At 66.2% G+C, this 23,386-nt stretch carries 23 protein-coding genes; 7 read left to right on the top strand and 16 right to left on the bottom strand.

The features are described 5' to 3' along the window. Window positions 1-27 precede the first annotated feature (27 nt). The 4 genes from rnpA to mnmE all read left to right on the top strand — a co-directional run bounded on the left by rnpA (window position 28) and on the right by mnmE (window position 3,915). On the top strand, window positions 28-444 hold the full coding sequence (gene rnpA / locus FHW58_RS26365) for a ribonuclease P protein component (protein ID WP_179676203.1): 417 nt from the start codon (window positions 28-30) through the stop codon (window positions 442-444). Continuing rightward, complete coding sequence (yidD, locus tag FHW58_RS26360) at window positions 441-704, top strand: membrane protein insertion efficiency factor YidD (RefSeq protein WP_179676161.1); 264 nt, start codon at window positions 441-443, stop codon at window positions 702-704. The genes rnpA and yidD overlap by 4 nt, the downstream gene beginning before the upstream one ends. A 9-nt stretch (window positions 705-713) precedes the next feature. Beyond that, window positions 714-2,465: a membrane protein insertase YidC gene (gene yidC, locus FHW58_RS26355; RefSeq protein WP_179676160.1), complete on the top strand. Its 1,752-nt coding sequence runs from the start codon at window positions 714-716 to the stop codon at window positions 2,463-2,465. A gap of 70 nt (window positions 2,466-2,535) precedes the next feature. Then, window positions 2,536-3,915 (top strand): tRNA uridine-5-carboxymethylaminomethyl(34) synthesis GTPase MnmE, encoded by a 1,380-nt coding sequence (mnmE, locus tag FHW58_RS26350; protein WP_179676159.1) that lies wholly within the window; start codon window positions 2,536-2,538, stop codon window positions 3,913-3,915. Between the two features lie 98 nt (window positions 3,916-4,013). On the opposite strand, the gene FHW58_RS26345 is transcribed toward mnmE, so the two are convergent. From FHW58_RS26345 to FHW58_RS26330, 4 genes are all read right to left on the bottom strand, one after another. Beyond that, window positions 4,014-4,952, bottom strand: coding sequence for an SMP-30/gluconolactonase/LRE family protein (locus FHW58_RS26345; protein WP_179676158.1), 939 nt, complete (start codon window positions 4,950-4,952; stop codon window positions 4,014-4,016). Continuing rightward, the gene (locus FHW58_RS26340; protein ID WP_179676157.1) at window positions 4,949-6,289 is read right to left on the bottom strand and encodes a TonB C-terminal domain-containing protein; all 1,341 of its coding nucleotides are present in this window, start codon (window positions 6,287-6,289) and stop codon (window positions 4,949-4,951) included. The genes FHW58_RS26345 and FHW58_RS26340 overlap by 4 nt, the downstream gene beginning before the upstream one ends. A 5-nt stretch (window positions 6,290-6,294) precedes the next feature. Then, window positions 6,295-8,010 (bottom strand): Hsp70 family protein, encoded by a 1,716-nt coding sequence (locus FHW58_RS26335; RefSeq protein ID WP_179676156.1) that lies wholly within the window; start codon window positions 8,008-8,010, stop codon window positions 6,295-6,297. Window positions 8,011-8,098: 88 nt separating this feature from the next. Beyond that, the gene (locus FHW58_RS26330; RefSeq protein ID WP_179676155.1) at window positions 8,099-9,064 is read right to left on the bottom strand and encodes a sensor domain-containing diguanylate cyclase; all 966 of its coding nucleotides are present in this window, start codon (window positions 9,062-9,064) and stop codon (window positions 8,099-8,101) included. Window positions 9,065-9,322: 258 nt separating this feature from the next. Here FHW58_RS26330 and FHW58_RS26325 point away from each other — a divergent pair, with 258 nt between their 5' ends. Then, complete coding sequence (locus tag FHW58_RS26325; RefSeq protein ID WP_179676154.1) at window positions 9,323-9,529, top strand: hypothetical protein; 207 nt, start codon at window positions 9,323-9,325, stop codon at window positions 9,527-9,529. Here the strand turns inward: FHW58_RS26325 and FHW58_RS26320 are convergent. Beyond that, entirely contained in the window at window positions 9,526-10,149 is a 624-nt protein-coding gene (locus tag FHW58_RS26320) for an Hpt domain-containing protein (protein ID WP_179676153.1), read from the bottom strand. The two genes, FHW58_RS26325 and FHW58_RS26320, sit on opposite strands and share 4 nt — an antisense overlap. Window positions 10,150-10,237: 88 nt before the next feature. Then, window positions 10,238-11,194 (bottom strand): CAP domain-containing protein, encoded by a 957-nt coding sequence (locus tag FHW58_RS26315; RefSeq protein ID WP_179676152.1) that lies wholly within the window; start codon window positions 11,192-11,194, stop codon window positions 10,238-10,240. Between the two features lie 149 nt (window positions 11,195-11,343). On the opposite strand from FHW58_RS26315, the gene pssA reads away from it, so the two are divergent. After that, a complete protein-coding gene (gene pssA / locus FHW58_RS26310; protein WP_179676202.1) occupies window positions 11,344-12,102 on the top strand; it encodes a CDP-diacylglycerol--serine O-phosphatidyltransferase in 759 nt (252 codons plus the stop codon). A 72-nt stretch (window positions 12,103-12,174) separates the two neighbouring features. Here pssA and FHW58_RS26305 read toward each other — a convergent pair whose 3' ends face one another. Further along, window positions 12,175-13,086, bottom strand: coding sequence for an aldo/keto reductase family oxidoreductase (locus FHW58_RS26305; RefSeq protein ID WP_179676151.1), 912 nt, complete (start codon window positions 13,084-13,086; stop codon window positions 12,175-12,177). A gap of 81 nt (window positions 13,087-13,167) precedes the next feature. On the opposite strand from FHW58_RS26305, the gene FHW58_RS26300 reads away from it, so the two are divergent. Further along, window positions 13,168-14,460, top strand: coding sequence for an EAL and HDOD domain-containing protein (locus FHW58_RS26300; protein WP_373996737.1), 1,293 nt, complete (start codon window positions 13,168-13,170; stop codon window positions 14,458-14,460). An 80-nt stretch (window positions 14,461-14,540) separates the two neighbouring features. Here FHW58_RS26300 and FHW58_RS26295 read toward each other — a convergent pair whose 3' ends face one another. From FHW58_RS26295 to FHW58_RS26255, 9 genes are all read right to left on the bottom strand, one after another. Continuing rightward, window positions 14,541-15,686 (bottom strand): D-alanyl-D-alanine carboxypeptidase family protein, encoded by a 1,146-nt coding sequence (locus tag FHW58_RS26295; RefSeq protein WP_179676150.1) that lies wholly within the window; start codon window positions 15,684-15,686, stop codon window positions 14,541-14,543. A 46-nt stretch (window positions 15,687-15,732) separates the two neighbouring features. Continuing rightward, the gene (locus FHW58_RS26290; protein WP_179676149.1) at window positions 15,733-16,401 is read right to left on the bottom strand and encodes an alpha/beta hydrolase; all 669 of its coding nucleotides are present in this window, start codon (window positions 16,399-16,401) and stop codon (window positions 15,733-15,735) included. 2 nt (window positions 16,402-16,403) lie between these two features. Beyond that, window positions 16,404-16,721, bottom strand: coding sequence for a ferredoxin (locus FHW58_RS26285; RefSeq protein WP_179676148.1), 318 nt, complete (start codon window positions 16,719-16,721; stop codon window positions 16,404-16,406). A gap of 27 nt (window positions 16,722-16,748) precedes the next feature. Beyond that, entirely contained in the window at window positions 16,749-18,026 is a 1,278-nt protein-coding gene (locus tag FHW58_RS26280) for a VanZ family protein (RefSeq protein ID WP_179676147.1), read from the bottom strand. After that, window positions 18,023-18,643, bottom strand: coding sequence for an ABC-type transport auxiliary lipoprotein family protein (locus tag FHW58_RS26275; protein ID WP_179676200.1), 621 nt, complete (start codon window positions 18,641-18,643; stop codon window positions 18,023-18,025). Before FHW58_RS26275 ends, FHW58_RS26280 begins: the two co-directional genes overlap by 4 nt. A 14-nt stretch (window positions 18,644-18,657) precedes the next feature. Further along, window positions 18,658-19,596 (bottom strand): MlaD family protein, encoded by a 939-nt coding sequence (locus tag FHW58_RS26270; RefSeq protein ID WP_179676146.1) that lies wholly within the window; start codon window positions 19,594-19,596, stop codon window positions 18,658-18,660. After that, window positions 19,596-20,438: an ABC transporter ATP-binding protein gene (locus FHW58_RS26265; RefSeq protein ID WP_179676145.1), complete on the bottom strand. Its 843-nt coding sequence runs from the start codon at window positions 20,436-20,438 to the stop codon at window positions 19,596-19,598. Before FHW58_RS26265 ends, FHW58_RS26270 begins: the two co-directional genes overlap by 1 nt. Continuing rightward, on the bottom strand, window positions 20,438-21,550 hold the full coding sequence (locus FHW58_RS26260) for an ABC transporter permease (protein ID WP_179676144.1): 1,113 nt from the start codon (window positions 21,548-21,550) through the stop codon (window positions 20,438-20,440). Before FHW58_RS26260 ends, FHW58_RS26265 begins: the two co-directional genes overlap by 1 nt. A gap of 166 nt (window positions 21,551-21,716) precedes the next feature. Then, window positions 21,717-23,189, bottom strand: a complete 1,473-nt coding sequence (locus tag FHW58_RS26255) for a B12-binding domain-containing radical SAM protein (RefSeq protein ID WP_179676143.1) — start codon at window positions 23,187-23,189, stop codon at window positions 21,717-21,719. Window positions 23,190-23,386: the final 197 nt, after the last annotated feature.

Here is a 23,386-nt window from a genome sequence, read left to right as displayed (position 1 = left end):
TTGTTAGCTGATCGCGTGGACAGCTGCATCCCCAGCGGCTCGACAGGCGAAGGTTCACACGACTTCGCGCGCGCTCGGCGTATCGTTAAAACGGATGAATTTTCATCCGTTTTTCGTTTGCGCCCCAGCCAAAAAAGCGCGCACTTCGTGCTGTACACCCGTCTGAACCACCTGCCGCATGCGCGGCTGGGCGTCGTGGTGGCCAAGCGCTTCGCGCCGCGCGCCGTCACCCGCAACACGATCAAGCGCGTTACCCGCGAACTGTTCCGCGTGACCGGCCTGCCCGCCATCGATTGCGTGGTGCGCCTGGCCAAGCCGGTCAACAGCAAGGATGGACCCGCCACCACCGCCAAGCTGAAGGCAGCCTTGCGGGTGGAATTGACGCGTCTGTTCGCCGCGCAGGCCAAACTGGCGGCCTCGCCGCCGCCCCACAGGTCGCCATGAAAACCGTGCTCCGCTTCCTGCTGCGCTTTTATCAACTGGCCATCAGTCCGATGATGCGGCCGAGCTGCCGGTTTTACCCGAGCTGCTCGAACTATGCGCTGGAAGCGCTGCAAGTGCACGGCGCCGCGCGCGGCAGCTGGCTGGCCGTCAAGCGCGTGTGCCGCTGCCATCCCTGGCACGAGGGCGGCCTCGACCCGGTGCCGCCGGCCGACGGCAAACCGAATTCTTCAACGACCGCTTGCGGTTGCAACCACTCCTGAAAATACCTAATGGATATCAATAAACGTACCATTTTGTGGATCGTGTTCGCGGTGTCGCTGGTTGTTCTGTGGAACAACTGGCAAGTCTCGAACGGCCATCCATCGATGTTTGCACCGCCGCCGCCGGCCGCCAAGACGGCGCCGGCCAAGCCGGCCGCCGCGCCGGCCGCCGTTGCCGCCGTGCCGGGAGCGGCCGCCGCCGGCGCCAGCGCCGCCACCGACGCGCCGCCGTTCAAGGCCGAGCGCATCACCATCACCACCGACGTGGTGCGCGCCGACATCGACACCCAGGGCGGCGTCATCAAGCGCCTGGAACTGTTGAAGTACAAGGAAAACAGCCATCCGGGCTGGTTCAACGGCTGCTTCGGCCTGTTCAAGTGGTGCGAACCGGGCGACAACAGCAAGAACGTGGTGCTGTTCGACGTCGACGCCGGCATCGGCAAGACCTACCTGGCGCAGACCGGCCTGTACGGCCCGTCGGGCGTGATGCCTAACCACACCAGCCCGTTCGTGGCCAAGCCCGGCCCGCGCATGCTGAACGACGGCAACCAGGTGCAACTGGTGCTGGAATCGGAAGAGGGCGGCGTCAAGCTGACCAAGACCTTCACCTTCAAGCGAGGCGACTACGTCATCGACGTGCGCCACGACGTGACCAACGTCGGCGCCGCGCCGATCACGCCAACGCTGTACCTGCGCCTGGCGCACGACGGCAACAAGCCGGCCGGCGACTCGTTCTTCAACAGCAGCTACACCGGCCCGACGCTGTACACCGAGGAAAAGCACTACGAGAAGCTGAAGTTCGACACGCTGGAAAAAGAGGCGCAGGAAGCGGCCAAGACCGGCAAGCCGATGGTGCAGGACCACGCCACCAAGGCCGACAACGGCTGGATCGCGATTTCGCAGCACTTCTTCGTCTCGGCCTTCATTCCGCAGCAGAAGCTGACGCATGAGATCGAAACGTCGAAGATCGACACCAATGTCTACGGCATCGCCATCAAGCAGCCGCTGGGCACCATCGCGCCGGGCGCCACCGTCAGCAACAACGCCAGGCTGTTCTCCGGCCCGCAGGAAGCCAAGCTGCTGGACGCCACCGCGCCCGGCCTGATCCTGGTGCGCGACTACGGCTTCCTGGCCATGATCGCCAAGCCGATGTTCGCCGTGATCAACTACATCCACTCGCTGCTGGGCAACTGGGGCTGGACCATCATCGTCTTCACCATCCTGATCAAGCTGCTGTTCTTCCCGCTGTCGGCGGCCGGCTACCGCAGCATGGCCAAGGTCAAGCTGGTGACGCCGAAGATGCAAGCCATCCGCGAGCGCTACAAGGGCGACCCGGCCAAGATGAACCAGGCCACGATGGAGCTGTACAAGCAGGAGAAGATCAACCCGCTGGGCGGCTGCCTGCCGATCCTGGTGCAGATGCCGGTGTTCATCGCGCTGTACTACGTGCTGCAGTCGGCGGTGGAAATCCGCGGCGCGCCATGGGTCGGCTGGATCACCGACCTGGCCCAGCACGATCCGTACGCGATCCTGCCGGTGCTGTACGCGATTTCGATGTTCATCACCACCAAGCTGAACCCGGCGCCGGCCGACCCGATGCAGGCCAAGATGATGCTGTTCATGCCGCTGGCGTTCTCGGTGATGTTCTTCTTCTTCCCGTCCGGCCTGGTGCTGTACTGGGTGGTCAACAACGTGCTGTCGATTGGCCAGCAGTACGTGATCTCGAAGAAATTCGGCACGCCCGCCGCCGCCAACACCTAAGCGGCGCGCCAGGCTGTTGCATAAAAGCCCGCGTTGAACGCGGGCTTTTTTTATACTTTACAATTCCCGTATGAACATCGACTCCTCCCCCATTGCCGCCATCGCCACCGCACCGGGACGCGGCGGCATCGGCGTGGTGCGCGCCTCCGGCAAGCATCTGCAGGCGCTGATCGCCGCGCTGTTCGGCGCCGACGCGCTCAAGCCGCGCCATGCCACCTACATTCCGTTCAAGCAGGCCGACGGCGCCATCATCGACCAGGGCATCGCCATCTGGTTCAAGGGCCCGCATTCGTATACCGGCGAGGACGTGCTGGAACTGCAGGGCCACGGCGGCCCGATCGTGCTGCAGATGCTGCTGCAGCGCGTGCTGGAGGCGGGCGAGGCGCTCGGACTGCGGCTGGCCGAGCCGGGCGAATTCACCCGCCGCGCCTATCTGAATGACAAGCTGGACCTGGCGCAGGCCGAGGCGGTGGCCGACCTGATCGATGCTTCGACGGAAGCGGCGGCCAAATCGGCGTCGCAATCGCTGTCGGGCGCGTTCTCGAAAACGGTCAACACGCTGGTGGCCAGCGTGACCAACCTGCGCATGCTGGTGGAAGCCACGCTGGACTTCCCGGAAGAAGAAATTGACTTCCTGGAAAAATCCGACGCGCGCGGCCAGCTGAAGGGCATCGTCGACGCGCTGGAGCAGGTGTTCCGGCAGGCGGCGCAGGGCGCGCTGCTGCGCGAGGGGCTGAACGTGGTGCTGGTGGGCCAGCCCAACGTTGGCAAATCGTCGCTGCTGAACGCGCTGGCGGGCAACGACGTGGCCATCGTCACGCCGATCGCCGGCACCACGCGCGACAAGGTCACCGAGACCATCCAGATCGAAGGCATCCCGCTCAACATCATCGACACCGCCGGCATCCGCGCGCCGGAGGAGGCGGTGGACGTGGTTGAGCGCATCGGCATCGAGCGCACCTGGGGCGAGGTCGGCAAGGCCGACGTCATCCTGCACCTGCTGGACGCCGACCACGGCCCGTCGCGCGCCGACGAAAACATCACCGCCGCCTTCCCGGCTGGCGTGCCGGTGCTGCGCATCTGGAACAAGATCGATTTATCGGGCCACAAGCCGGCGGTGGACGTGATGGAAGACGCCACCCACATCTACCTGTCGGCGCACGACCATGTCGGGATTGATTTGCTGCGGCGGGAACTGCTGCGCATCGCCGGCTGGCAGCAGACCGGCGAATCGCTATACCTGGCGCGCGAGCGGCACCTGATCGCGCTGAAGAACGCCGGCGCCCACCTGGCGCGCGCCGGCGAACACGCGGCGCAGAACGACCAGTCGCTCGACCTGTTCGCCGAAGAACTGCGGCTGGCGCAAGTGCAGCTGTCCAGCATCACCGGCGCCTTCTCCTCCGACGACCTGCTCGGCGTCATCTTCAGCCGCTTCTGCATCGGCAAATAAACTCCGGGGTCAGGTCCTCCATTTCTACACGAGCTTAGCAGTAGGCGCGCCTACTGCTAAGCTCGTGTAGAAATGGAGGACCTGACCCCGGAATGGGGTTAGTAGGGCGAGCCGGTGACGTCCAGCTTGAGTTGCCACAGCGCGCCGGCGCCGGTGATGTAGAGCGTCTTGCCGTCGGCGCCGCCGAAGGCGGCGTTGGTGACGTTGGCGTCCACCTTGATCGTGGCGATCTGCTTGCCGGCCGGCGTGAACACGCGCAGCCGCTTGTCGGTGTGCTCGGTCACGTAGATGTTGCCGTAGCAGTCGACCGCCATGCCGTCCGGAATGCCCAGCTTGTCCACCAGGTCCTTGCCTTGCTGCGGCTGGCCGTTGACGATCGGGTAGGCGCGCAGTACGCCGTGCTCGCCCACCATGCCGTTGACGTACAGGACGTCGCCCTTGGGCGACAGCGACACGCCGTTCGGATTCTGCAGCGTGTCGTCCACCACCGTGATCTTGCCGTCGTTGCCGACGCGGTACACGCGCGTCTTGTCCTGCCCGCCCGGCGCGGCCGTGCGCTGGAAGTCGGGGTCGCTGAAGTACAGCGTGTCGTCGTCCGCCAGCGCCATGTCGTTCGGCGAGTTGAAGACGTTGCCGTCAAATTTGCTGACCAGGTCGCTGCGCTTGCCGTCCAGCGTGTAGATCGACACCGATTTCCACTTGTGGGTGGCGGCGATGATGTTGCCGTGGCCGTCGGTGGCCAGGCCGTTGCTGCCGCTGTCCTCGATCGCCACGCTGACCTTGCCGTTGGCGTCCAGCTTCATGATGCGCGACGGGAAGCCGGGGCCGAAGGTGAAGTCGGAGAAGTACAGCGCGTCCTTGATCCATACCGGGCCTTCGTACAGGCCCGGCTCGCCGCGCGTGGAATTGGCGGCGGCGATGCGCGTGGCGGTCAGCTCGCCGGACGGCGCCTTGCCGCTGCAGGCCGCCGGCGCGGACAGGGCGTAGGGAGCGGCCAGCGCGGCGAGCAGGCTGAGGAAGAGACGGCGTATTTTCATGGTGTCGGTGGCGTAAAGGTGACCTGGAATTTGCGCGGTGTTTCCGGCGGGTATGGCTGGTAGTCGCGCAGCGCTTTGCTTACGGCCTCATCATAACTGATGCTGCCGGAACTGCCATACAACATTAGCTGGTAGACCTTGCCCTGTTCGTCCAGCGTGATCGTCAGTTCGGCCCGGTGTTGGCCCGGTCCCAGTTGCAAGGGCAGCGTCGGGATGCGGGCGGCGATGTCCTGGCGGATGTGTTCCGGCAGCGGCTGGTAGCCGGGCACGCCGGCCGGTGATGGCGCCGACGGCAGGTAGGACGATGGCCCGGGGGTGTGCGGCGCCTTGTCTTCGCTGTCGTGCCAGCACATGCGCAGCAGGTTGAACAGGAGGATGGCCAGCACCCAGCCGACGCGCGGCGAGATGTCGAAACGCAGCTTGGGCCACCAGGATTTTTTCGGCGCCGGCAGGGCGTTGAAGCGCGCGCGCCATTGTTCCACCACCGCCACGTCGACCACCATCGGCATCCACGCCGGGAAGTGCTGCATCAGGAAGTCGACGTAGGGCAGGTCGCCGCGCAGTTGGTAGTCGGTCGGTTCGCCGCCGCGGCGCAGCAGGGCGAGGGCGGCGCGGTGCAGCATCAGGTCGGACTCCGGCAGGCGCTCGAACATGGCCTGTTCGGTCACCGCCTGGTCGATGTGGGCGCCGACCTGGCCCAGCTGGCGCAGGCGCCGCCGGTCTTCGCCCCAGTGGAATACCTTGCTGGCGGCCTGGAACAGCACGTCATGCCCCGGCCGCCAGCCGCCGGTCAGCAGGTGGGCGATGTGGGCTTCGAAGTAGATGCGGGCGTCGATGTTGAGCAGGCGGTCGTCGTTCAGGCTCTGCTGCAACAGCCGCTGCCATTCGGCGGTGTTGTGCGTGTGGCGTTGTTGCGCCAGTTGCGTCATGGCGTGGTGGAATTCCGCGAAGACGGCGGCGGCCGATGCTTGCGGTGGCTCCAGTGTCAGCGTCTGCTCTGACCCCGCTTCCAGCGCCGGCATCGGCGTTGGCGCGGCGTCGGTTGTTGTCGCTGGCGTCGTTGCGAGCGTGACCGGTGTGCGCGCCATGCTGTAGTCGGGCACCTCGGAATCGGATGGCGGCGCCGGTGCCGGCTCGGGCTGGGCGGCGGCCTGCTGGTCGCGCCAGGCGGCCCATTGCAGCGCCGTGTCGTAGGCTTCGCGCAGTTCCTGGAAGCCGGCGCTGTCGCGTTCCTGGTCGATCAGCTTGAGCTCGCGCGCGTAGGCGCGGCGGATGGCGCGGGCGTCGGTGCCCTCGTCCAGCCCCAGGCGCTGCAGAAATGGCAGGGTATCGCGCATCGTGCTCAGTTCGTGTAGTCAGGCAGGAAGCTCTGGTGCTCCAGCTCGTCCAGCAACTGGCTGAAGCCCTCAGCGGCCGGGCCGAACTGCTTGCGGTCCTGGGTTTCCAGCGCCTGCTCAAAGCGGATGATCTGCCGGCCCAGGTGTTCGCGCAGATCGCCGCGCAACTGCTGGTACAGGCGTTCGGCGCGCGCCAGCAGCGTGCGGTTTTCCATCTGGTCGCGCGGGTGGATCTTCAGCGCCGACAGCGCGGTGAAGCGCTGGGCGATTTCCTGCTCGCTCAGCATGCCGGGATTGCCTTCGATCAGCAGCGTGGTGGTCTGCTGGGTCTTGACGATGGTGGCCTCCACCTGCAGCAGGCCGTTGACGTCGTAGGTGAAGCGCACGTCGACGCCGGCATCGTCGACCGGGCCGTTGGGCAGGCTCAGTTGCAACTGGCCCAGCTTGACGTTGTCGGACGCCATGCGCGCCTCGCCCTGGAACACGTTGAGCACCACCTGGCGCTGGCCGGCCTGCAGCGGGAAGTAGCGCTTGACGCGGCTGACCGGCACCACGCTGTTGCGCTCGATGATGGGGTCGAAGTGGCCGTGCGAATAGCTGTCCGGCCCCAGCCGCACCGAGGTGTCCACGCCCAGCGAGTAGGGCGCCACGTCGGTCATCACCACCTCGTCCAGCGCGGCGTCGCGCGCCTTCAGGCCGGCTTGCACCGCAGCGCCCAGCGCCACCACCTCGTCCGGGTTGATGTCGCACGATGGGAAGCGGCCGAACATGCGCGCCACCAGCCGCCGCACCATCGGCATGCGCGAGGCGCCGCCGGCCAGGACGATGTTGTCCAGCTCGCTGCTGGGCAACTGGGCGTCGCGCAGCGCGCGGTCGACCGGGTCGCGCAGCCGCGCCAGCAGCGGCGCCGCGTATTTCTCGAACGCCGCCTCGTCCAGTTCCATGCTGTACTCGGCGTCGTTGTCGTGCAGGCGGATGGTGGTGCTGGGCGTGTCGCTGAGCGCGCGCTTGGCCAGTTCCACCTGCGCCTGCAGGCGCTGCATGAACACGGCGTTGTTCTTGTAGGCCGTGGACAGCTTGTTGTGCTCGAAGAAGCGCTCGATCACGCAGGCCACGAAGTCCTCGCCGCCGAGGAAGTTGTCGCCGGCCGAGGCGCGCACCTCCATCACGTTGTCGAACAGGTCCAGCACCGAGACGTCGAAGGTACCGCCGCCCAGGTCGAACACCAGGAACTTGGTTTCGCTGTCGCGCAGGTGGATGCCGTAGGCCAGCGCGGCGGCGGTCGGTTCGTTCAGCAGGCGCTCGACCTTGAGCCCGGCCAGCTGGCCGGCGGCGCGCGTGGCCTTGCGCTGGGCGTCGGAGAAATAGGCCGGCACGGTGATGATGGCCTCGGTCACCGGCTGGCCCAGCGCGGCCTCGGCGTCTTCCTTCAGCGAGCGCAGGATCAGCGCCGACAATTCCTCGGGACGGAAGTGGCGCGTGCCAAGCTGGATCTGGCGGTCGCTGCCCATGTGGCGCTTGAAGGCGGCGGCGCTGAGCAGCGGGTGGGTCTGCAGCCGTTCGCGCGCGGCGCGGCCGACCAGGATGCTGCCGTCGTCGTCGATGCTGACGCACGATGGCGTCAGCACCTCCCCCAGGCTGTTGGGGATCAGGCGCGCCGCGCCGTTTTCCCACACGGCGATCAGGCTGTTGGTGGTGCCGAGGTCGATGCCAACGATCATGCGTAGTCCTATGCAGAATATTTCACTTCTGCATCATACCGCAGAACCGCGCGATAGTTGGTAAATTGATAGTTTTAATTGCCTGCTATCAGGCGGCGTCGGCCTGCGGGCGGTGCACGATCACGCAGTCGCGGCCGGCCTTCTTGGCGGCGTACAGGCAGCTGTCGGCGGCCGCCAGCATGGCGGCGGCGTCGGCCAGCGTGTCCTTGTCGAAGGTGGCCACGCCGATGCTCATGGTCACGTGCGGGCGCGCCGCCGCCGGCGCGTGGGTGATGGCCAGCGCGGCGATTTTGGCGCGGATGCTTTCCGCCACCAGCGCCGCCTGCTCGGCGCTGGTGTCCGGCAGCACGGCGCCGAATTCCTCGCCGCCGTAGCGCGCCGCCAGGTCGGCCGGGCGCTGCAGCGTGGCGGCGAACGCTTCCGCCACCAGCGTCAGGCAGGCGTCGCCCTGCTGGTGGCCGAAGTGGTCGTTGTAGGCCTTGAACGAGTCGATGTCCATCAGCAGCAGCGACAGCTGGCCGTCGTGGCGGCTGGCGCGCCGCAGTTCGCGGTCGAGCGCGACGTCGAAGTGGCGGCGGTTGGCGATGCCGGTCAGGCCGTCCACGTAGGACTGCGCGCGCAGCTGTTCGGCCTGGCTGCGCAGCTGGCGCTCGCGGTTGACGATGGTGCTGATGTCGCTGACCTCGATCAGGCAGTAGCGCTCCTTGCCTTCGCTGAACGGCGTCACCGACACCGCCTGCTCGACCCGCTCGCCGCCCCAGCTGCCGGCCGGGTACAGCGGGAACGGCGACGGGTTGAGCGCCGGCGACAGCTGCTGCGGCAGGTTGCTCTGCATGGCGCTGTGCACCGCCTGCTCCAGCCGCTGGCCACGCAGCTCGCCGTACAGGTCGAACAGGTCCTGGCCCAGCACGCGGTGCGCCGAGCGGCCCGAGCGGCTGGCCATCCACTGGTTCCACATGACGATGTGGTGGTTGGCGTCGAGGACGATCAATCCAAGCTGGGCCAGTCCGAGCACGCGGGCGGACAGCAGCGGGCTAAGCGAAGAATCTGACATGCGTACTTTCCTGAGGGGAATAACAATCGTGCCACGATTATACGGTCAGGCGTGCGCCTTGCAGCACTATCGCTTCGTGCTTTTTCATTGAAAATATTGGCGCGGGAGGTAGATGTGGCCGTCGCGTTTATCCTGCTATTATTGATCGTCGCAAACGGCTCTGTGGTGGCATGCAACCGTTGAGAAATCTCATGCCCGCGGCAATTCCGCTGAAGTAACCTTGCAACTTACCTGAGCTTGGCCTGGAAGGAGGGGATCGTGGAACCGATACAAGAAAGCGTCCCGGACGACAGTGGCGGCATGCCGCCGCCCGCCGCCTCGCCGGCGGCGCCGGTGCGCTCGCGCCAGATGCTGCCACCCAAGGGTTCCTGCTGGTATTGCGAGAAGCCGCTGGACAATGTGCGTCGTTTTTGCGACAAGGAATGCGCCGACGCCTTCGACGAGGAAAAGGAATATACCCGCTAGTCCCTGATCGCCGCCTGCAAGGTGGCCAGCGCCGCTTCAAAGTCGAACTGGTGCGCTGCCTCCGTCACTTCCTGAAACACCTCCACCCCCAGGCTTGCCGCCAGCACCGTGGCCGACTGCTCCAGCACGTCGATGGCCGCGCCGTCGCCCTCGTCCAGCAGACGGGCCAGATGCTGCAGCAGCATGCGTGTCTCCGGCACCACAGGCACGGCGCGCGCGTCGCCGGCCAGCAGTTGCCCGGGATCGCCGGCCAGCACCTCGCCGATCACCGCCGTCAGCGCGCGCAGCGCCTGCTCCAGCTGCGCCAGCGGCGCCGACCACGCGTGGTCCGGCCCGGCGCACAGCGTTTCCAGCTGCGCCGCCAGCAGGTACACCTGTTGTGCGCCGATCATGCCGGCCGCGCCCTTGAGCGTGTGGATGATGCGCTGGGCGTGGCCCGGTTCGTTGTCGTTGAGCGCCTTGCGGGCGTCGCAGCCGCTGCCCGGATAGCGCTGCAGGAAGCGGCGCAGGATCTGCAGATAGAGGTCGCGGTCGCCCATCAGCTGCTGCAGGCCGGTTTCCACTTGCAGGATATGGCCGCCGGCGGCGGTCGGCGACAGGGGCGGACTGGTTGAGGTCATCGTGCGCGGCTCTGCTGAAGGATTACCCGCTACGATAGCAGACCCAGCCGATTACACAGTTAAAAAGCTGCAACATTCCTTGCTTTCTTTATTGGGTGGTGAACGCCCAGCTGTAATCGACCGCGCGGCCGGCCACGGTGCCGGTGAAGTTGACGTCGTAGGTGGTGGCGCTTTTCAGCCGCGCCAGCGGCACGATGGCCACGGCGGTGACGGCGCCGTTGGTGCCGCCGTTGTAGCTGAGTGAGCGCGTACTCAGCGCGGCGCCCCCGCGCGGCGCCACGGTGAAGCTTTGCACTGTCACCGTGCCGGGGGCGCTGCCATAGCTGTCCGCGTGCAGGCTGATCGGGTAGCCGACCTCGTTCTGGTTGGGCACCGGGTCGGGCGACTCGCTGTCGCTGAAGAAATTGACCGGCACGTTGGCCTGCCGGTCGCGCGGGTAGGTGACGTAGCGGCCCAGGCCGAGGCCGCTGAAGCTGTCCAGCACGGCGAAGTCGGCGGTGAAATAGGTGGTGCCGCTGGCGGCCGTGGCGGCGCCGGTGCCCAGCTCGCGGAACACCGGCTCGAAGATGACGAAGCGGTGGTAGATGGCGGTGATCAGCTGCTCGGCCTGGTAAAAGCCGGACGGGTCGCTGGTGGCCGAGATCACCTCGCCGATGGCGTAGGCGCGCCGGTTCAGCGTGTAGCCGGCGGCGCTCAGGCGGTCATACAGGCTGACGCCGGTAAAGCCGGGCTGGCCGGCGGTCTGCTCGTGGGTGATGGTGTTGTTCAGGCGCTGGTAGTCGGAGTGGCCCTGGGCCGCCGCGCTGATCTGGCTGTTGCGCGCCAGCACCGACAGGCCCAGCTGGGCGCGCCGGTAGTTGATCCAGTTGAAGCCGTCGGTGGCGGTGTTGCCGGTCATGGCCGGCGCGCCCGGCTCCTGGGTCAGCGGCGGGGGGCTGGTGGCGGGACCGGTGAGGCCGCCGTTATCACCGCCGCCACCGCCGCCGCACGCGGCCAGCAGCAGCGCGCCCAGCCATGCGGCCAGCCGCAGACGCCATTGTTTCATGATGCCCTCCTATGCCATGAGGACAATTTTATGCCGGATTTGAAAAGCGCCGCACCCGTTAGGCCGGGTTCGGAAAGCCGGGCCAAAAATGGTAAGCTTGGCGTTTCTTTCGGATCCAGCCTGTTGTGAAGCCTTTACACCACCCGCGCATGCAGCGCGCCAAATTCGCCCTGCCCAGCATGGTCACGCTGATGTCGATCGCCTGCGGTTTCGGCAGCATCGTCATCTCGGTCGACAATGCCTTCATCGGCGACCCCGGCGACTATCGGCTGGCCGCCGTGCTGCTGGTGCTGGCCGGCGTGTTCGACGCGCTGGACGGCCTGGTGGCGCGCGCCACCAACACCCAGTCCGACTTTGGCATGCAGCTCGATTCGATCGCCGACGTGATGAACTTCGGCTGCGCGCCGGGGCTGCTGCTGTACTGCTACGGCTTCCAGGCGCTGGGCGCCGACCATCCGACGCTGCTGCGGCTGGGCGGCATCGCCAGCTTCTTCTTCGTCGCCTGCGGCGCGCTGCGGTTGGCGCGCTTTAATGTGAATGTCGGCCGCACCGATCCGCGCTACTTCGTCGGCATGCCGATCACGGCCGGCGCGGCCTGCGTGGCGTCGGTGGTGGTGGCCTGGCCGGAGCCGGCCTCGTCGGTGCTGCATGGCGCGCTGGTGGTGCTGCTGCTGTTCGTGGTGGGCAGCCTGATGGTGTCCACCGTGCGCTTCCCGAGCTCCAAGCAGAAGAAGAGCTGGGGCGCGCTGGTGCTGCTGCTGATTAACCTCGGCCTGCTGGCCTGGCTGCGGGCGTCTTACTTTGTGCTGTTCTTCGCGGTCTACATCGTTGCCACGCTGGCGCTCAACGCCGCCTGGCGGACCGGCTGGCGCGGCGTGGCGCCGCCGGTGGTGTACCAGGACGAATAAGCCTGCCGCATCGCGCGCCGGTGGATGCGGGCTGAACATGGGTTCCGGCTTGCGCCGGAACCACGGGCGCGGTCAGGCGACTTCGTGGCCGCGGGCGGCGCGCAGGATCTCGAACCACTGGCTGCGGCTCAGGCTGAAGTGCGTGGCCTCCACCGCCTCGCGCACCGCCGCCAGGCGGCCCGAGCCGGTCAGCGGCACCGGGCGGCTCGGCAATTGCATGATCCACGCGAAGACTACGCTGCCGAACGGCCGCTGCAGTTCGTCGGCCACTTTCTGGATCGCCGCGCGCACGCGCACGCCGGCGGCGTCATCGCTGCTGAACAGGCGGCCGCCGCCCAGCGGCGACCAGATCATCGGCGCCACGCCCAGATCCTGCAGGCCGTCGAAGGTTTCATCGAACATCGGCGCCACGTGCAGCGGCGAGAATTCCACCTGGTTGGTGGCCAGCGCGATGCGGCGGTTCAGGCTTTCAAACTGGTGGCGGCTGAAGTTGGACACGCCGAAATGCTTGACCTTGCCATCCTGGCGCAGGCGTTCGAAGGCGCCGGCGATCTCGTCGAAATGCATCAGCGGATCGGGGCGGTGGATCAGCAGCAGGTCGACGTGGTCGGTGCGCAGCTGGCGCAGCGAGTTTTCGGCCGAGGCGATGATGTGGCTGGCGCTGGTGTCATAGTGCTGGATGGTGTGCTCCGGGTGCGCGGCGGACAGCAGCTTGATGCCGCACTTGGTGACGATCTGCATCTGGTCGCGCAGCGACGGGCGCAGCGCCAGCGCCTCGCCGAAGGTGGCCTCGACGCCGTAGCCGCCGTAGATGTCGGCGTGGTCGAAGCTGGTCACGCCCATGGCCAGCGCCTGCTCGATCCACTCGACGCGCTGCTGCGGCGTCAGGTTCCATTCGTTCATGCGCCACATGCCGGCGACGATGCGCGACAGCGTCAGGCCGCCTTGGTAGGTGACGAGGGAAGGGCAGGACAAATCGGTCATGGGAAGCTTTCCAAGGTTAAATGAGAGGCAAGAATTATAGTATGATCGGCAGGCAAGCCAGACCGAACCGGAGAGATCACCGTGGGATTTTTATCGTTTCTGAAGTCGAAGCCCGAGCCCGCCGCCAGCCCGGCGCCGGCCGCCGACGCCACTGCCGCCACGCCCGCCGATGACGCCGACGCCAGCGCCGCGCCGCCGGCGGAAGCCGTCCTCATCAGCCGCACCGAAATCGTCGACAAACGCCAGCGCCTGAGCGGCTACCGCTTCGGCGCCGACGCGCCCGAGCCGGCCATGCTGGCGGCGCTGGCCGCCGCCGACCTGCCGGCGTTTGCCCAGGAGCGCATGGCGCTGGTGCCGGTCAGCGCCGAGGCCGTGGCCGCCGGCCTGCACCTGCCGCTGATGGCGCCGCACACGGTGTTCCTGCTGGACCACGCGGCCGCTGACGCGGTGGCCGCCTTGCGCGCCGCCGGCAGCCAGGTCGCGCTGCGCGGCATTTCATTGAAAGAAGAGGACGGCACGCTGCTGTCGCAGGCCGAGCTGGCGCTGGTGTCCTTGCACGAGCACCCCCTGGCGGAATTCCAGACGCTGTGCAAGCAGCTGCACCTGCGCCATCCCAACCTGAAGCTGCTGGTGGACGGCGTCGACAGCTGGGAAGAGCAGCGCATGTGCCTGTCGTGGGGCGCCAGCTACTTCACGGGCCAGTTCCTGACCACCGCCGACCACGTCGACCCCGACGCGCGCATCGACCAGAGCCGCATGACCTCGATCGAACTGCTGAATTTGCTGCGCACGGATGCCGAGCTGCCGGCCATGATCGACGTCGCCAAGCGCGATCCGGGCATGACGTACCAGGTGCTGCAGTGGGCCAACGCGCCGGTCAACGGCCAGGCGACCAAGGTCACCAGTTTGCAGCAGGCGTTCATGGTGCTGGGGCGGAATCAGCTGTATCGCGGGCTGACGGTGTCGATGTTCCGGCTCGGTGGCGGCGCCAACAAGGAGCGCGACGAGTCGCTGCTGGAAGTGGCGCTGACGCGCGCGCGTTTCCTGGAGACGTGCAGCAAGCTGCCGCAGGCCAAGCGGGATGAGTTGTTCCTGGTGGGCTTGCTGTCGCTGTTTGACGTGCTGCTGGGCGTGTCGATGGACAAGCTGGTCGACAAGATGCACCTGTCGGACGATATCCGCGACGTGCTGCTGGGAAGGGAGGGCGTGTACAGTCCGTATCTGACCATGGTGCTGCTGCTGCAGCGGGACAAGGTGGAGCAGGCGCTGGCGATCGCGGGGCAGCTGGATCTGGACCTCGACAGCCTGCCGGGTGTGGCGCAGGCGGCGTTCCAGTGGGCGCAGCAGTCGATGCGGCATACCAGCGCCGACTGAAACCCGCACGGCGTGAGGCATCGGGGTCTGACCCCGTACGGGGTCAGACCCCTCGGCGGGGGCAGGGTTTTTACGTTACTTTATTTCAGCCAGAGGCGGATCGAGTCCCAGGCGCGGCCGAAGATCGACGCTTGTTCCACCGTCTCCAGCGCCACCACCGGCAGCTCCAGCATCGGCTTGCCATCGACCACCATCTTCAGCGTGCCGACGCGGCTGTTCTCGGCCAACGGCGCCACCAGCGGGTCCTTGCGCTCCAGCGCCGGCTTCATCTTGCCTGCCACGCCCTTCGGCACCGTCACCAGCACATCCTGGGCGAAGCCGATCTTGACGTTGCTCTTGGAACCCTTCCAGATTTCCGGCGTCGCGATCGGCTGGCCCTTCGAGTACAGCTTGACCGTGTCAAAGTTTTGGAAGCCCCAGTTCAGCAGCTTTTGGCTCTCCTGCGTGCGCACCTGGTCGGACGAGGTGCCCAGCACCACCGAAATCAGGCGGCGCTCGCCGGCGCCGTTCGGGCGGTGGGCCGACGCGATCATGCAATAGCCGGCCGCCTCAGTGTGACCGGTCTTCATGCCGTCCACGGTCGGATCCAGCCACAGCAGGCGGTTACGGTTCTGCTGGGTGATCTTGTTGTAGGTGAAGCTCTTCACCGAGTCGATCTTGTAGAACTCGGGGAAGTCCAGGATCACGCGCTTGGCCAGCACCGACAGGTCTTGCGCGGTGGAATAGTTTTCCGGCGACGGCAGGCCGTGCGGGTTGGCGAAGTGGGTCGAGGTCAGGCCCATGCGCTGGGCTTCCTTGTTCATCATCACCACGAAGGCCGACTCGTCGCCGGCCACGGCTTCCGCCAGCGCCACGGCGGCGTCGTTACCCGACTGCACCATCAGGCCGTACAGCAGGTCGTTGATGCTGACCGGCGTGGCCGGGTCGATGAACATCTTGGACGAGCTGGTATCCACCTTCCACGCCTTGGTGGAGACGTTGACCATCTGGTTCAGCGTGATCTTCTTGTCGCGCAGCGCGGTGAAGGTCACGTAGGCGGTCATGATCTTGGTCAGCGAGGCTGGCTCGATGCGCTGATTGGGGTCTTGCGAGGCGATGATCTGGCCGCTGGTGGCGTCCAGCAGCAGCCAGGACTTGGCGGCGATGGTCGGGGCCGGCAGCGTCTGCGCCACGGCCGAGGTCATCAACATCACACTGGTGGCCAGTGCCGCGATAATTTTCTTCATGTGATCGTGTTCGGTGGTAAGTTAAAAGCGCAATAATTATAGAGGCTTAATCGGCGCTTGCGGTGTCCGTTTCAGCCCCGGTTAAGCCGGCGCCGCCCCACAGCCGCGTGACCCAGCTCTTGATATGGCCCAGCTTGCGGTGGAAGAAGTGGTCGGCGCCGGGGATGACGATGACCGGAATGTCCTGCGGACGCAGCCAGTCGAGCACGTCGGCCAGCGGGATGGTGTCGTCCTGCTCGCCGTGGATCAGGATGGTATCGGCCGGGATGTCGGCCATCGCCCATTTTTTGGCGGCGGCGCCCACCAGCACCAGGCGCTCGGCCGGGGTGCCGGCGGCGGCCAGGCGCTGCGCCAGCTGCGACTGCACATAGGTGCCGAACGAGAAGCCCGACAGCGTCACCGGCAGGCCCGGGAATTTTTCCGTCATCCACTGGTGCAGGATGGCCATGTCGTCGGTTTCGCCCTGGCCATGGTCGTGCACGCCCGCCGACTGGCCGACGCCGCGGAAGTTGATGCGCGCCACCACGTAGCCGAGGCCGACGAAGGTGCGCATCAGCGTCACCGCCACCTTGTTGTCCATGGTGCCGCCGTACAGCGGATGCGGGTGCGCCACCAGCGCCACGCCGCGCGGCGCGACGTCGTCCGCCGGGTAATCGAGGACGCCTTCCATCTGGCCGGCACCGCCGGCCAGGGTAAATTTTTCGCTCTTGTTCATGTTCAGATTTTCAGACGTTCGACCACTTTGCCGTTGACCAGGTGGCTGTCGATGATTTCATCGATGTCGCTGGTGTCCACGTAGGTGTACCAGGTGCCTTCCGGGTAGACCACCATCACCGGGCCCTCCTCGCAGCGGTCCAGGCAGCCGGCCTGGTTGATGCGGACCTTGCCGTGGCCGTTGATGTCGAGTTGCTTGCAGCGCTTCTTGGCGTGCTTTTGCGCCGCTTCCGCGCCGTGGTCGCCGCAACTGTTGCGGCCGTCATCACGCTTGTTCATGCAGAAGAAGACGTGGTGTTTGAAGTAGGGGGTATCGCTCATGGCATCACCTTCAGGAAATCGTAGCCGCTATGATACCTTGGCGGCGTTCAGCTTGTGGGACGGCAGCCACAGGAACCAGACCGCGAAGAACGGCCACAGCAGTGACAGGAACTGGGCGGCGCCGTTGAAGTTCAGGAACTTGCCCTGCACCCATGTTTGCAAAGTGGCCACAAAATACGGGTTGGCCGGCGTGGTGTTGATGATCGCCAGGCCCAGCAGCAGGGTGGTGACCGCCAGCCGCCGCTGGGCCACGTGCGGCGCGTAGCTGAGGCCGGCCAGCATGATGGCGCCGATCAGGAAGCCGCCCTCGGCGCCCGGGGTGACCCAGACGAAGGCGTTTTCCGGCGAGAACAGCAGCGCCGTCGCCAGGCCCTTGACCAGCACCGAGGCGGCGATCATGGCCGACACCAGCAGCCCGCGCGGGGCCGGCTTGCGCAGCAGGCACAGCAGCGTGAGGCCGGCGCCGACCATGCCGCAGGCGGTGATGATGGTTTCCGACAGCCAGTACTGCTCGACGGTCAGGTCGACGTCGGGGCGGATCAGGCTGACGAGGTCGACCTCCATGTCGAGCAGCTGCGACAGCCAGTCGGACAGGATGGGCAGGATCTGGCCCAGGCCGTACAGGAAGTTCTGCGGGTAGATCTGCGCCAGCGGCCACAGCGCCAGCAGCACCAGGCCCTGGCTGGCGTGCGGCGCGAACCAGGCCTGGCGCAGGCGCTGCAGTTCGCTCTGGTCGAGCAGGCGGCGCACGGTCAGCATGCCGATCACGCCGCCCAGCGCGCAGCCGATGGCGTTGGTGTAGAAGTCCAGGTTGGAGGACACGCGGGTCGGCAGGTAGGTCTGCACCGCCTCCATCGTGCCCGACACCAGCGCGCCGCCGAGGGCGGCGATCAGCAGCGCCCAGAGGCCCTTGACGCGCGGGTACAGCGCGTAGACGATCAGCGTGCCGAGCGGGATGTAGCCGATGACGTTGGTGACGGCGTCGAACATGGTCCACCAGCGCGGCATCTTCAGCGTCTGCAGGAACAGGAACGGCGACAGGCCCTGGTTGTGCCAGCCGGTGAACGGGAACCAGCTGGCGTAGATGATCAGGAACAGATAGGCCAGCAGCGCCGCGCGCGTGATCGGCGAGGAGCGCGTGGCCGGCGCCAGCGGCGGCCGTCCTGGCGCGCCGCCGGCCGCCGTCGCCGCGGCATCGCCGGCGCCGTCCGATACGGCGCCTGCCCCGCCCGATACGGCTCCGGCCTCACCGATCGCGGCCGGAGGCGGCGGCGGCGTGGGCGCGGCTGGCGCGTCGTCCGTCATTCCCTCGACGGCGGCAGCGCCGCCAGCCAGCTGAGCATGTCGGCCGCGACGGCGTCGCTGGCGTCGGCCAGGGCGCGCGCGCCGCCGGCCGCGTCGGCGCTCGGCGCCGGCGCGCTGCGGTCAAACGTCTTCTGGTCCACCAGCTTGTGATTGCGGAACACCGACGCCCGCAGGCGCAGCACACCCTGGCTGCTGGTGGCCGTATCGAAATTCTGCGCGAAATCCTCGACCTCCATGCGCAACACGGTCGCGCTGGCGGCGGCGTCGGTGGTGGCCAGCACCTTGACGCCGGCCTGCGCCAGGCGCGCCTTGATGCGCTGGGTCAGCAGCTGCGCCGGCGTGCTGGTCCACTGGTTGTAGGCGTAGGGACGCGACTGCCGCGCGTCCGAATACAGCAGCCGGTAGTGCATGCGCTCGGTGTCCAGCGCCGCCGGCCCGGTCACGTCGGCCACGATGATGGCGCCGATGCCGCTGGCGTTGGACGGCGCCGCCGCCGATGATGGCGCCGGCAGCGGCCCGAAATCGAATTGCGAGGTCGGCACGCCCTTGGTGGCGCAGGCGCCCAGCAGCAGCGCGGCCGCGCCCAGCGCGAGACAGTTGCGGATGGCGGAGTTCATCATCTCGTAATCCCTTATTTGGTCGGTGCGGCAAAGCCATCTTCCCCCGGACCCGGCGGGGTGCCGGGCGCGCCGAAGATCAGGCTTTGCGGACGATCGTTAATCTTGTTCATGGTCTTGCGCAGCGCCCGCATCGAGGCGCGCGTGTCGTCCGACAGCGAATTGACCTGCGGCAGCGTGTCAAGTTCAATGCCGCCGGCCACCGCGTCGACCGAACCGCCGATGCGCTCGACCTGGGTGGTGATGCGGTCAATCGGCCCGCCCTTGGCCTGCAGGCTGGTGGTCAGCTGGTTGACGTCGTTGGCCAGCGCGGTCACCGAATGCAGCGTCTTCTGCGTCTGGTCGGCCAGCGCCGGCAGCTTGTCGATGGTTGGCTGCAGCTTTTCCGGCAGCTCGCGGTACTTCTGCGCCGTCGTGCTGACATCGGCAAACGCGCCCAGGATGGTTTGCTGGTGCTCGGGACTAAGCAGCTCGTTCAGGCGCCGCGTCACCTCCTCGGTCTGCGACAGGATCTCCTTGCCGCGCTTCTCCAGTTGGTCGAAGAAGCCCTGGCGCAGCGGAATGCGGGCCGGATGGTCGGCGCTGGACGGCAGGCGCGGCGAGCCGACCTTGTCGTCATCGAGCGAAATGAAGGCGATGCCGGTCACGCCCTGGTAGCCCAGCGAGGCGAAGGTGGTGGTGGTGATTGGCGCGTCGGTGTTGATGTTCAGCGTCACCAGGATCTGGCCGGCCACCTGCGGATCGAAGGCGATGCCGCCGACGCGGCCCACCTCCAGCCCGCGGTAGCGGATTGGCGCCTGCGGATTGAGACCGGGAATCGCCTGCGCGGTGGCAATCACGTACGGCGTGCGCTGCACGCGGTCGCGGTTGAACCACAGGCCGTACAGGATGGCCGCGATCAGCAGCGTGATCGTGAAAAAGCCGGTGGTCAGGGCATGGGATCGATTTTCCATCAGTGCTCCGTTTGGTTTTTGTCGTCCAGCGCTTCCAGCGCGCGGCGGCCGCGGTCGCCGAGGAAGAACTCTTTGATGAACGGATGGTCTACTTTCAGCAGATCGCGCAGCGGGCCGAGCGCGATCACGTGTTTTTCCGCCAGCACGGCGATGCGGGTGGACAGTGCGAACAGCGTGTCGAGGTCGTGGGTCACCATCACCACCGTCAGGCCCAGCTCGCGGTGCAGCGATTTAATCAGCGTCACAAACGCCTCCGACAGGTCGGGATCGAGGCCGGCGGTCGGCTCGTCCAGGAACAGCAGCTTCGGCTCCAGCGCCAGCGCGCGCGCCAGCGCCACCCGCTTGACCATGCCGCCGGACAGGTCGGACGGCATCTTGTTGGCCTGCTCGGGACCGAGGCCGACCATGTTCATCTTCAGCAGCACGGCGTCGTGGATCAGGTCCTCCGGCAGCACGTGCAGCTCGCGCATCGGCTGGGCGATGTTGTCGAACACCGTCAGCGCCGAGTACAGCGCGCCCTGCTGGAACAGCATGCCCCAGTGGTTGCGCAGCTGCTGCAGCTGGGCCGAGTCGATCTCGCTGATGTCCTCGCCGAACACGCGCACGCAGCCGCGCGCCGGCCGCTCCAGCCCCAGCATCTGGCGCACCAGCGTGGTCTTGCCGGTGCCCGAGCCGCCGACGATGGACAGGATCTCGCCCTGTTCGATTTCCAGGTTCAGGTCCTGGTGCACCACGGTGCGGCCGTACTTGGTCCACAGGCCGGTGATCTCGACCACCGGCACGCTGCCGTCCAGCGTCAGCTCGCCGGTGCCCGGACCGCAGGTGCTGTCGTGTTCGCTCATCAGAACCCCACGCCGCTGAAGACGATGGCAAACACCGCGTCGGCCAGGATCACGGCGGTAATCGCCGTCACCACCGAGGTGGTGGTGCCGCGCCCCAGGCTTTCGGTGTTCGGCTTGATGCGCAGGCCGAAGTGGCAGGACACCAGCGCGATCAGCATGCCGAACACGGTGCCCTTGCCGATGCCGATCATGTAGTTGGCCAGCGGCACGGCTTCCGGCAGTTTCAGCAGGAAGTACTGCGGCGACAGGTTCAGCTCCAGCCGCGCCGACAGCATGCCGCCCAGCAGCGCGATGGTATCGGTCCAGATCACCAGCAGCGGCATGGCGATGGCCAGTGCCAGCACCTTGGGCAGGATCAGGCGGAAGCCGTGCGAAATGCCCATCACCAGCATGGCGTCCAGCTCCTCGGTCACGCGCATCACGCCCAGTTGCGCGGTGATGGACGAGCCGGAGCGGCCGGCCACCAGAATCGCCGCCAGCAGCGGGCCCAGTTCGCGGATGATGCTCATGCCGAGCAGATTGACCAGGAAGACGTCGCCGCCGAAGTTGCGCAACTGCTGCGCCGACAGGTAAGAGAACACCACGCCGATCAGAAAGCCGACCAGCGCCGTGATGCCCAGCGCCTGAAAGCCGGCGTGGTAGATATTGGCCGAGATCTCCTTCCATGGACCGCGCAGCGGATTGCGCAGGAAGCGGCCCATGTCCAGCACCACCTGGCCGATCAGGCGCACCAGGCCGGCCAGATGCTCGAAGAACAACAGCATGGCAAAACCCAGCTTCATCACCAGCGTCAGGCGATGCTGGCGGCTGCGCGGCAGTTCCAGCGGGCCGGTGGCTTCGAGGCGCTTGAAGAACTCCTCCAGCTCCGGCGCCAGCTGCAGGTGGGCCGGACGCGTCTTGCCCCAGGCGTTCCAGAGGAGCTGGGCGCCGATGTGGTCCATGCTGTCGACAGCGGTGAGGTCCCACTTCAGGTGGTCGCCCTTGAGCGACTTGAGGAACGCGGAGATGGTGGCCATGGCCTTGCCCTGGGCCAGCGCGTGAACCTGCCAAGTGCCGGTCGCGGCGACGGCGCCGGCATTCAGGGTCAGGGTAGGCTCATGGGCAGTAGGCATGGTGCAAGTTTAAGGGAGATTGGCCCGGGCCGCCACCAGCGCGTCGGTCCGGGGTGCGCTGCCTCGCTCTAAAGGTGGGGCCATCAAGTCGCGAAACCCTTTAAAGCCGTGGGGTCTGACCCCGTACGGGGTCAGACCCCTGCTTGCGGTGTGCGGGGTAGAAGCCTCACGCGGCCAGTCTGCGGGCCTGGCGCTTGGGGGCCGGGGTCTCGGCGGGTTTGGGTTTGGCCGCGGAATAATCGCTGCCCAACAAAGCCTCGGCCGCCCCCTGGTCCATCCCCAACGTCTGCAGATAACGCGCCACCAAGCCCACCAGCCGTTCCAGCGCAATCCGATGGGTCGCATCCGTATTAGCGTACAGCCAATCCGAAAACGCCATAAACCGCTGGAACGGCGCATCGCCCAGCAGCACCGGCAGCGTATGCGCGAAGCGTCCCGAGTTCGCCACCAGATCCCAATAACGCGCAAAGCGCACCAGCCGCTGCATGGTTGCAAAGTCGATATCGCGGTTGGCCAGGATGGTATAAGGCGCATACGGGTCATACACCATGCCGAATTCCTGCGTATGCCGGATGATCGGCGTGCCGCGCAACCGCTTCAGAATCCCGAACTGAATCTCGTGCGGCTGCAATGCCCACAACTTGTTAAAGCCCTCCGCGAAACTCTCCACCGTCTCGCCCGGCAAACCGGCGATCAGATCCACGTGCATGTGCGCGTGCGACTGCGTGGTCAGCCAGCGGATGTTATCGGCCGCCTTCTGGTTATCCTGCTTGCGGCTCACCAGCGTCTGCACCGCCGGATTAAAGCTCTGGATGCCGATCTCGAACTGCAACGCCCCTGGCGGGAACTTGCTGATGCCCTCTTTCAGTGCATCCGGCAGATGGTCCGGCACCAGCTCGAAGTGGGCGTAGACCGGGTCGTCCGGATGCGCCTCCAGCTTATCGAGGAAGAACTGCATGATCTTCAGGCTGGTCTTGATATTCAGATTAAACGTGCGGTCGACAAACTTGAACAGCCGCGCGCCGCGCTGGTACAGCGACTCCATCTCCGCCAGGAAGGTCTCCAGCGCGAACGGCCAGGCTGTCTTGTCCAGCGCCGACAGGCAGAACTCGCACTTGAACGGGCAGCCGCGCGAGGCCTCCACATACAAGGTGCGGTTCTTGATATCGTCGTCGGTGTAGAGCGAATAGGGCAGCTTGATCTCGTTTATCGGCGGCTGCACGCCGGCATGCACCTTCATCAGCGGCTTGGGGCCGTGCAGGATCTCGCCGCACAGCTTGGGGAAGGTCACGTCGCCCCAGCCGGTGATCACGTAATCGGCCAGCCGGACGATTTCCTGCTCATTGGTCTCGTGCGACACCTCCGGCCCGCCCAGCACCACCGTCACCTGCGGCGCCACGCGCTTGAGCATGGCCACCACCTTGGCGGTCTCCTCCACGTTCCATATATAGATGCCGAAACCGACGATGCGCGGCGCATGTGCCAGGATGCGCTCGACGATCTCGGTGGTCTTGGCGCCGATGACGAATTCCTGCAAGCGCGTCTGCGGCTGCAGTTCGCCCATGTTCGCCAGCAGGTAGCGCAGGCCCAGCGAAGCGTGGGTGTAACGGGCGTTGAGGGTGGTAAGTAAAATAGACATGCGAGTATTTTACTTGAGGGGTTGACGGCTGGCACAGCATCCCCCATAATCTCGTTCCTCTGCTGCTGAACACAACGCTTCGCAGCGATAGAAAAGAGAAGATCTTTAAAAAATTACAGTCGATAAATGTGGGCGTTTGATGCTGCAACAAAAAGCATTAAATGCTCAACAAGAAATACTGTCAGTATTTTGAGTGA

It is taken from the genome of Duganella sp. 1224 (assembly GCF_013408245.1).
Taxonomy (GTDB): Bacteria; Pseudomonadota; Gammaproteobacteria; order Burkholderiales; family Burkholderiaceae_D; genus Rugamonas.
This window is presented reverse-complemented; position numbering and strand designations above follow the sequence as displayed.

Excerpts from the sequence above, each read along its gene's own strand:
- FHW58_RS26285 (WP_179676148.1), bottom strand. The coding sequence starts at position 16,721 with ATGAGCGATACCCCCTACTTCAAACACCACGTCTTCTTCTGCATGAAC.
- yidC (WP_179676160.1), top strand. The coding sequence starts at position 714 with ATGGATATCAATAAACGTACCATTTTGTGGATCGTGTTCGCGGTGTCG.
- FHW58_RS26315 (WP_179676152.1), bottom strand. The coding sequence starts at position 11,194 with ATGAAACAATGGCGTCTGCGGCTGGCCGCATGGCTGGGCGCGCTGCTG.
- FHW58_RS26275 (WP_179676200.1), bottom strand. The coding sequence starts at position 18,643 with ATGAACTCCGCCATCCGCAACTGTCTCGCGCTGGGCGCGGCCGCGCTG.
- FHW58_RS26290 (WP_179676149.1), bottom strand. The coding sequence starts at position 16,401 with ATGAACAAGAGCGAAAAATTTACCCTGGCCGGCGGTGCCGGCCAGATG.
- pssA (WP_179676202.1), top strand. The coding sequence starts at position 11,344 with ATGCAGCGCGCCAAATTCGCCCTGCCCAGCATGGTCACGCTGATGTCG.
- yidD (WP_179676161.1), top strand. The coding sequence starts at position 441 with ATGAAAACCGTGCTCCGCTTCCTGCTGCGCTTTTATCAACTGGCCATC.
- FHW58_RS26295 (WP_179676150.1), bottom strand. The coding sequence starts at position 15,686 with ATGAAGAAAATTATCGCGGCACTGGCCACCAGTGTGATGTTGATGACC.
- FHW58_RS26340 (WP_179676157.1), bottom strand. The coding sequence starts at position 6,289 with ATGCGCGATACCCTGCCATTTCTGCAGCGCCTGGGGCTGGACGAGGGC.
- FHW58_RS26335 (WP_179676156.1), bottom strand. The coding sequence starts at position 8,010 with ATGATCGTTGGCATCGACCTCGGCACCACCAACAGCCTGATCGCCGTG.
- FHW58_RS26345 (WP_179676158.1), bottom strand. The coding sequence starts at position 4,952 with ATGAAAATACGCCGTCTCTTCCTCAGCCTGCTCGCCGCGCTGGCCGCT.
- FHW58_RS26260 (WP_179676144.1), bottom strand. The coding sequence starts at position 21,550 with ATGCCTACTGCCCATGAGCCTACCCTGACCCTGAATGCCGGCGCCGTC.
- FHW58_RS26265 (WP_179676145.1), bottom strand. The coding sequence starts at position 20,438 with ATGAGCGAACACGACAGCACCTGCGGTCCGGGCACCGGCGAGCTGACG.
- FHW58_RS26255 (WP_179676143.1), bottom strand. The coding sequence starts at position 23,189 with ATGTCTATTTTACTTACCACCCTCAACGCCCGTTACACCCACGCTTCG.
- FHW58_RS26320 (WP_179676153.1), bottom strand. The coding sequence starts at position 10,149 with ATGACCTCAACCAGTCCGCCCCTGTCGCCGACCGCCGCCGGCGGCCAT.
- FHW58_RS26280 (WP_179676147.1), bottom strand. The coding sequence starts at position 18,026 with ATGACGGACGACGCGCCAGCCGCGCCCACGCCGCCGCCGCCTCCGGCC.
- FHW58_RS26305 (WP_179676151.1), bottom strand. The coding sequence starts at position 13,086 with ATGACCGATTTGTCCTGCCCTTCCCTCGTCACCTACCAAGGCGGCCTG.
- mnmE (WP_179676159.1), top strand. The coding sequence starts at position 2,536 with ATGAACATCGACTCCTCCCCCATTGCCGCCATCGCCACCGCACCGGGA.
- FHW58_RS26330 (WP_179676155.1), bottom strand. The coding sequence starts at position 9,064 with ATGTCAGATTCTTCGCTTAGCCCGCTGCTGTCCGCCCGCGTGCTCGGA.
- FHW58_RS26270 (WP_179676146.1), bottom strand. The coding sequence starts at position 19,596 with ATGGAAAATCGATCCCATGCCCTGACCACCGGCTTTTTCACGATCACG.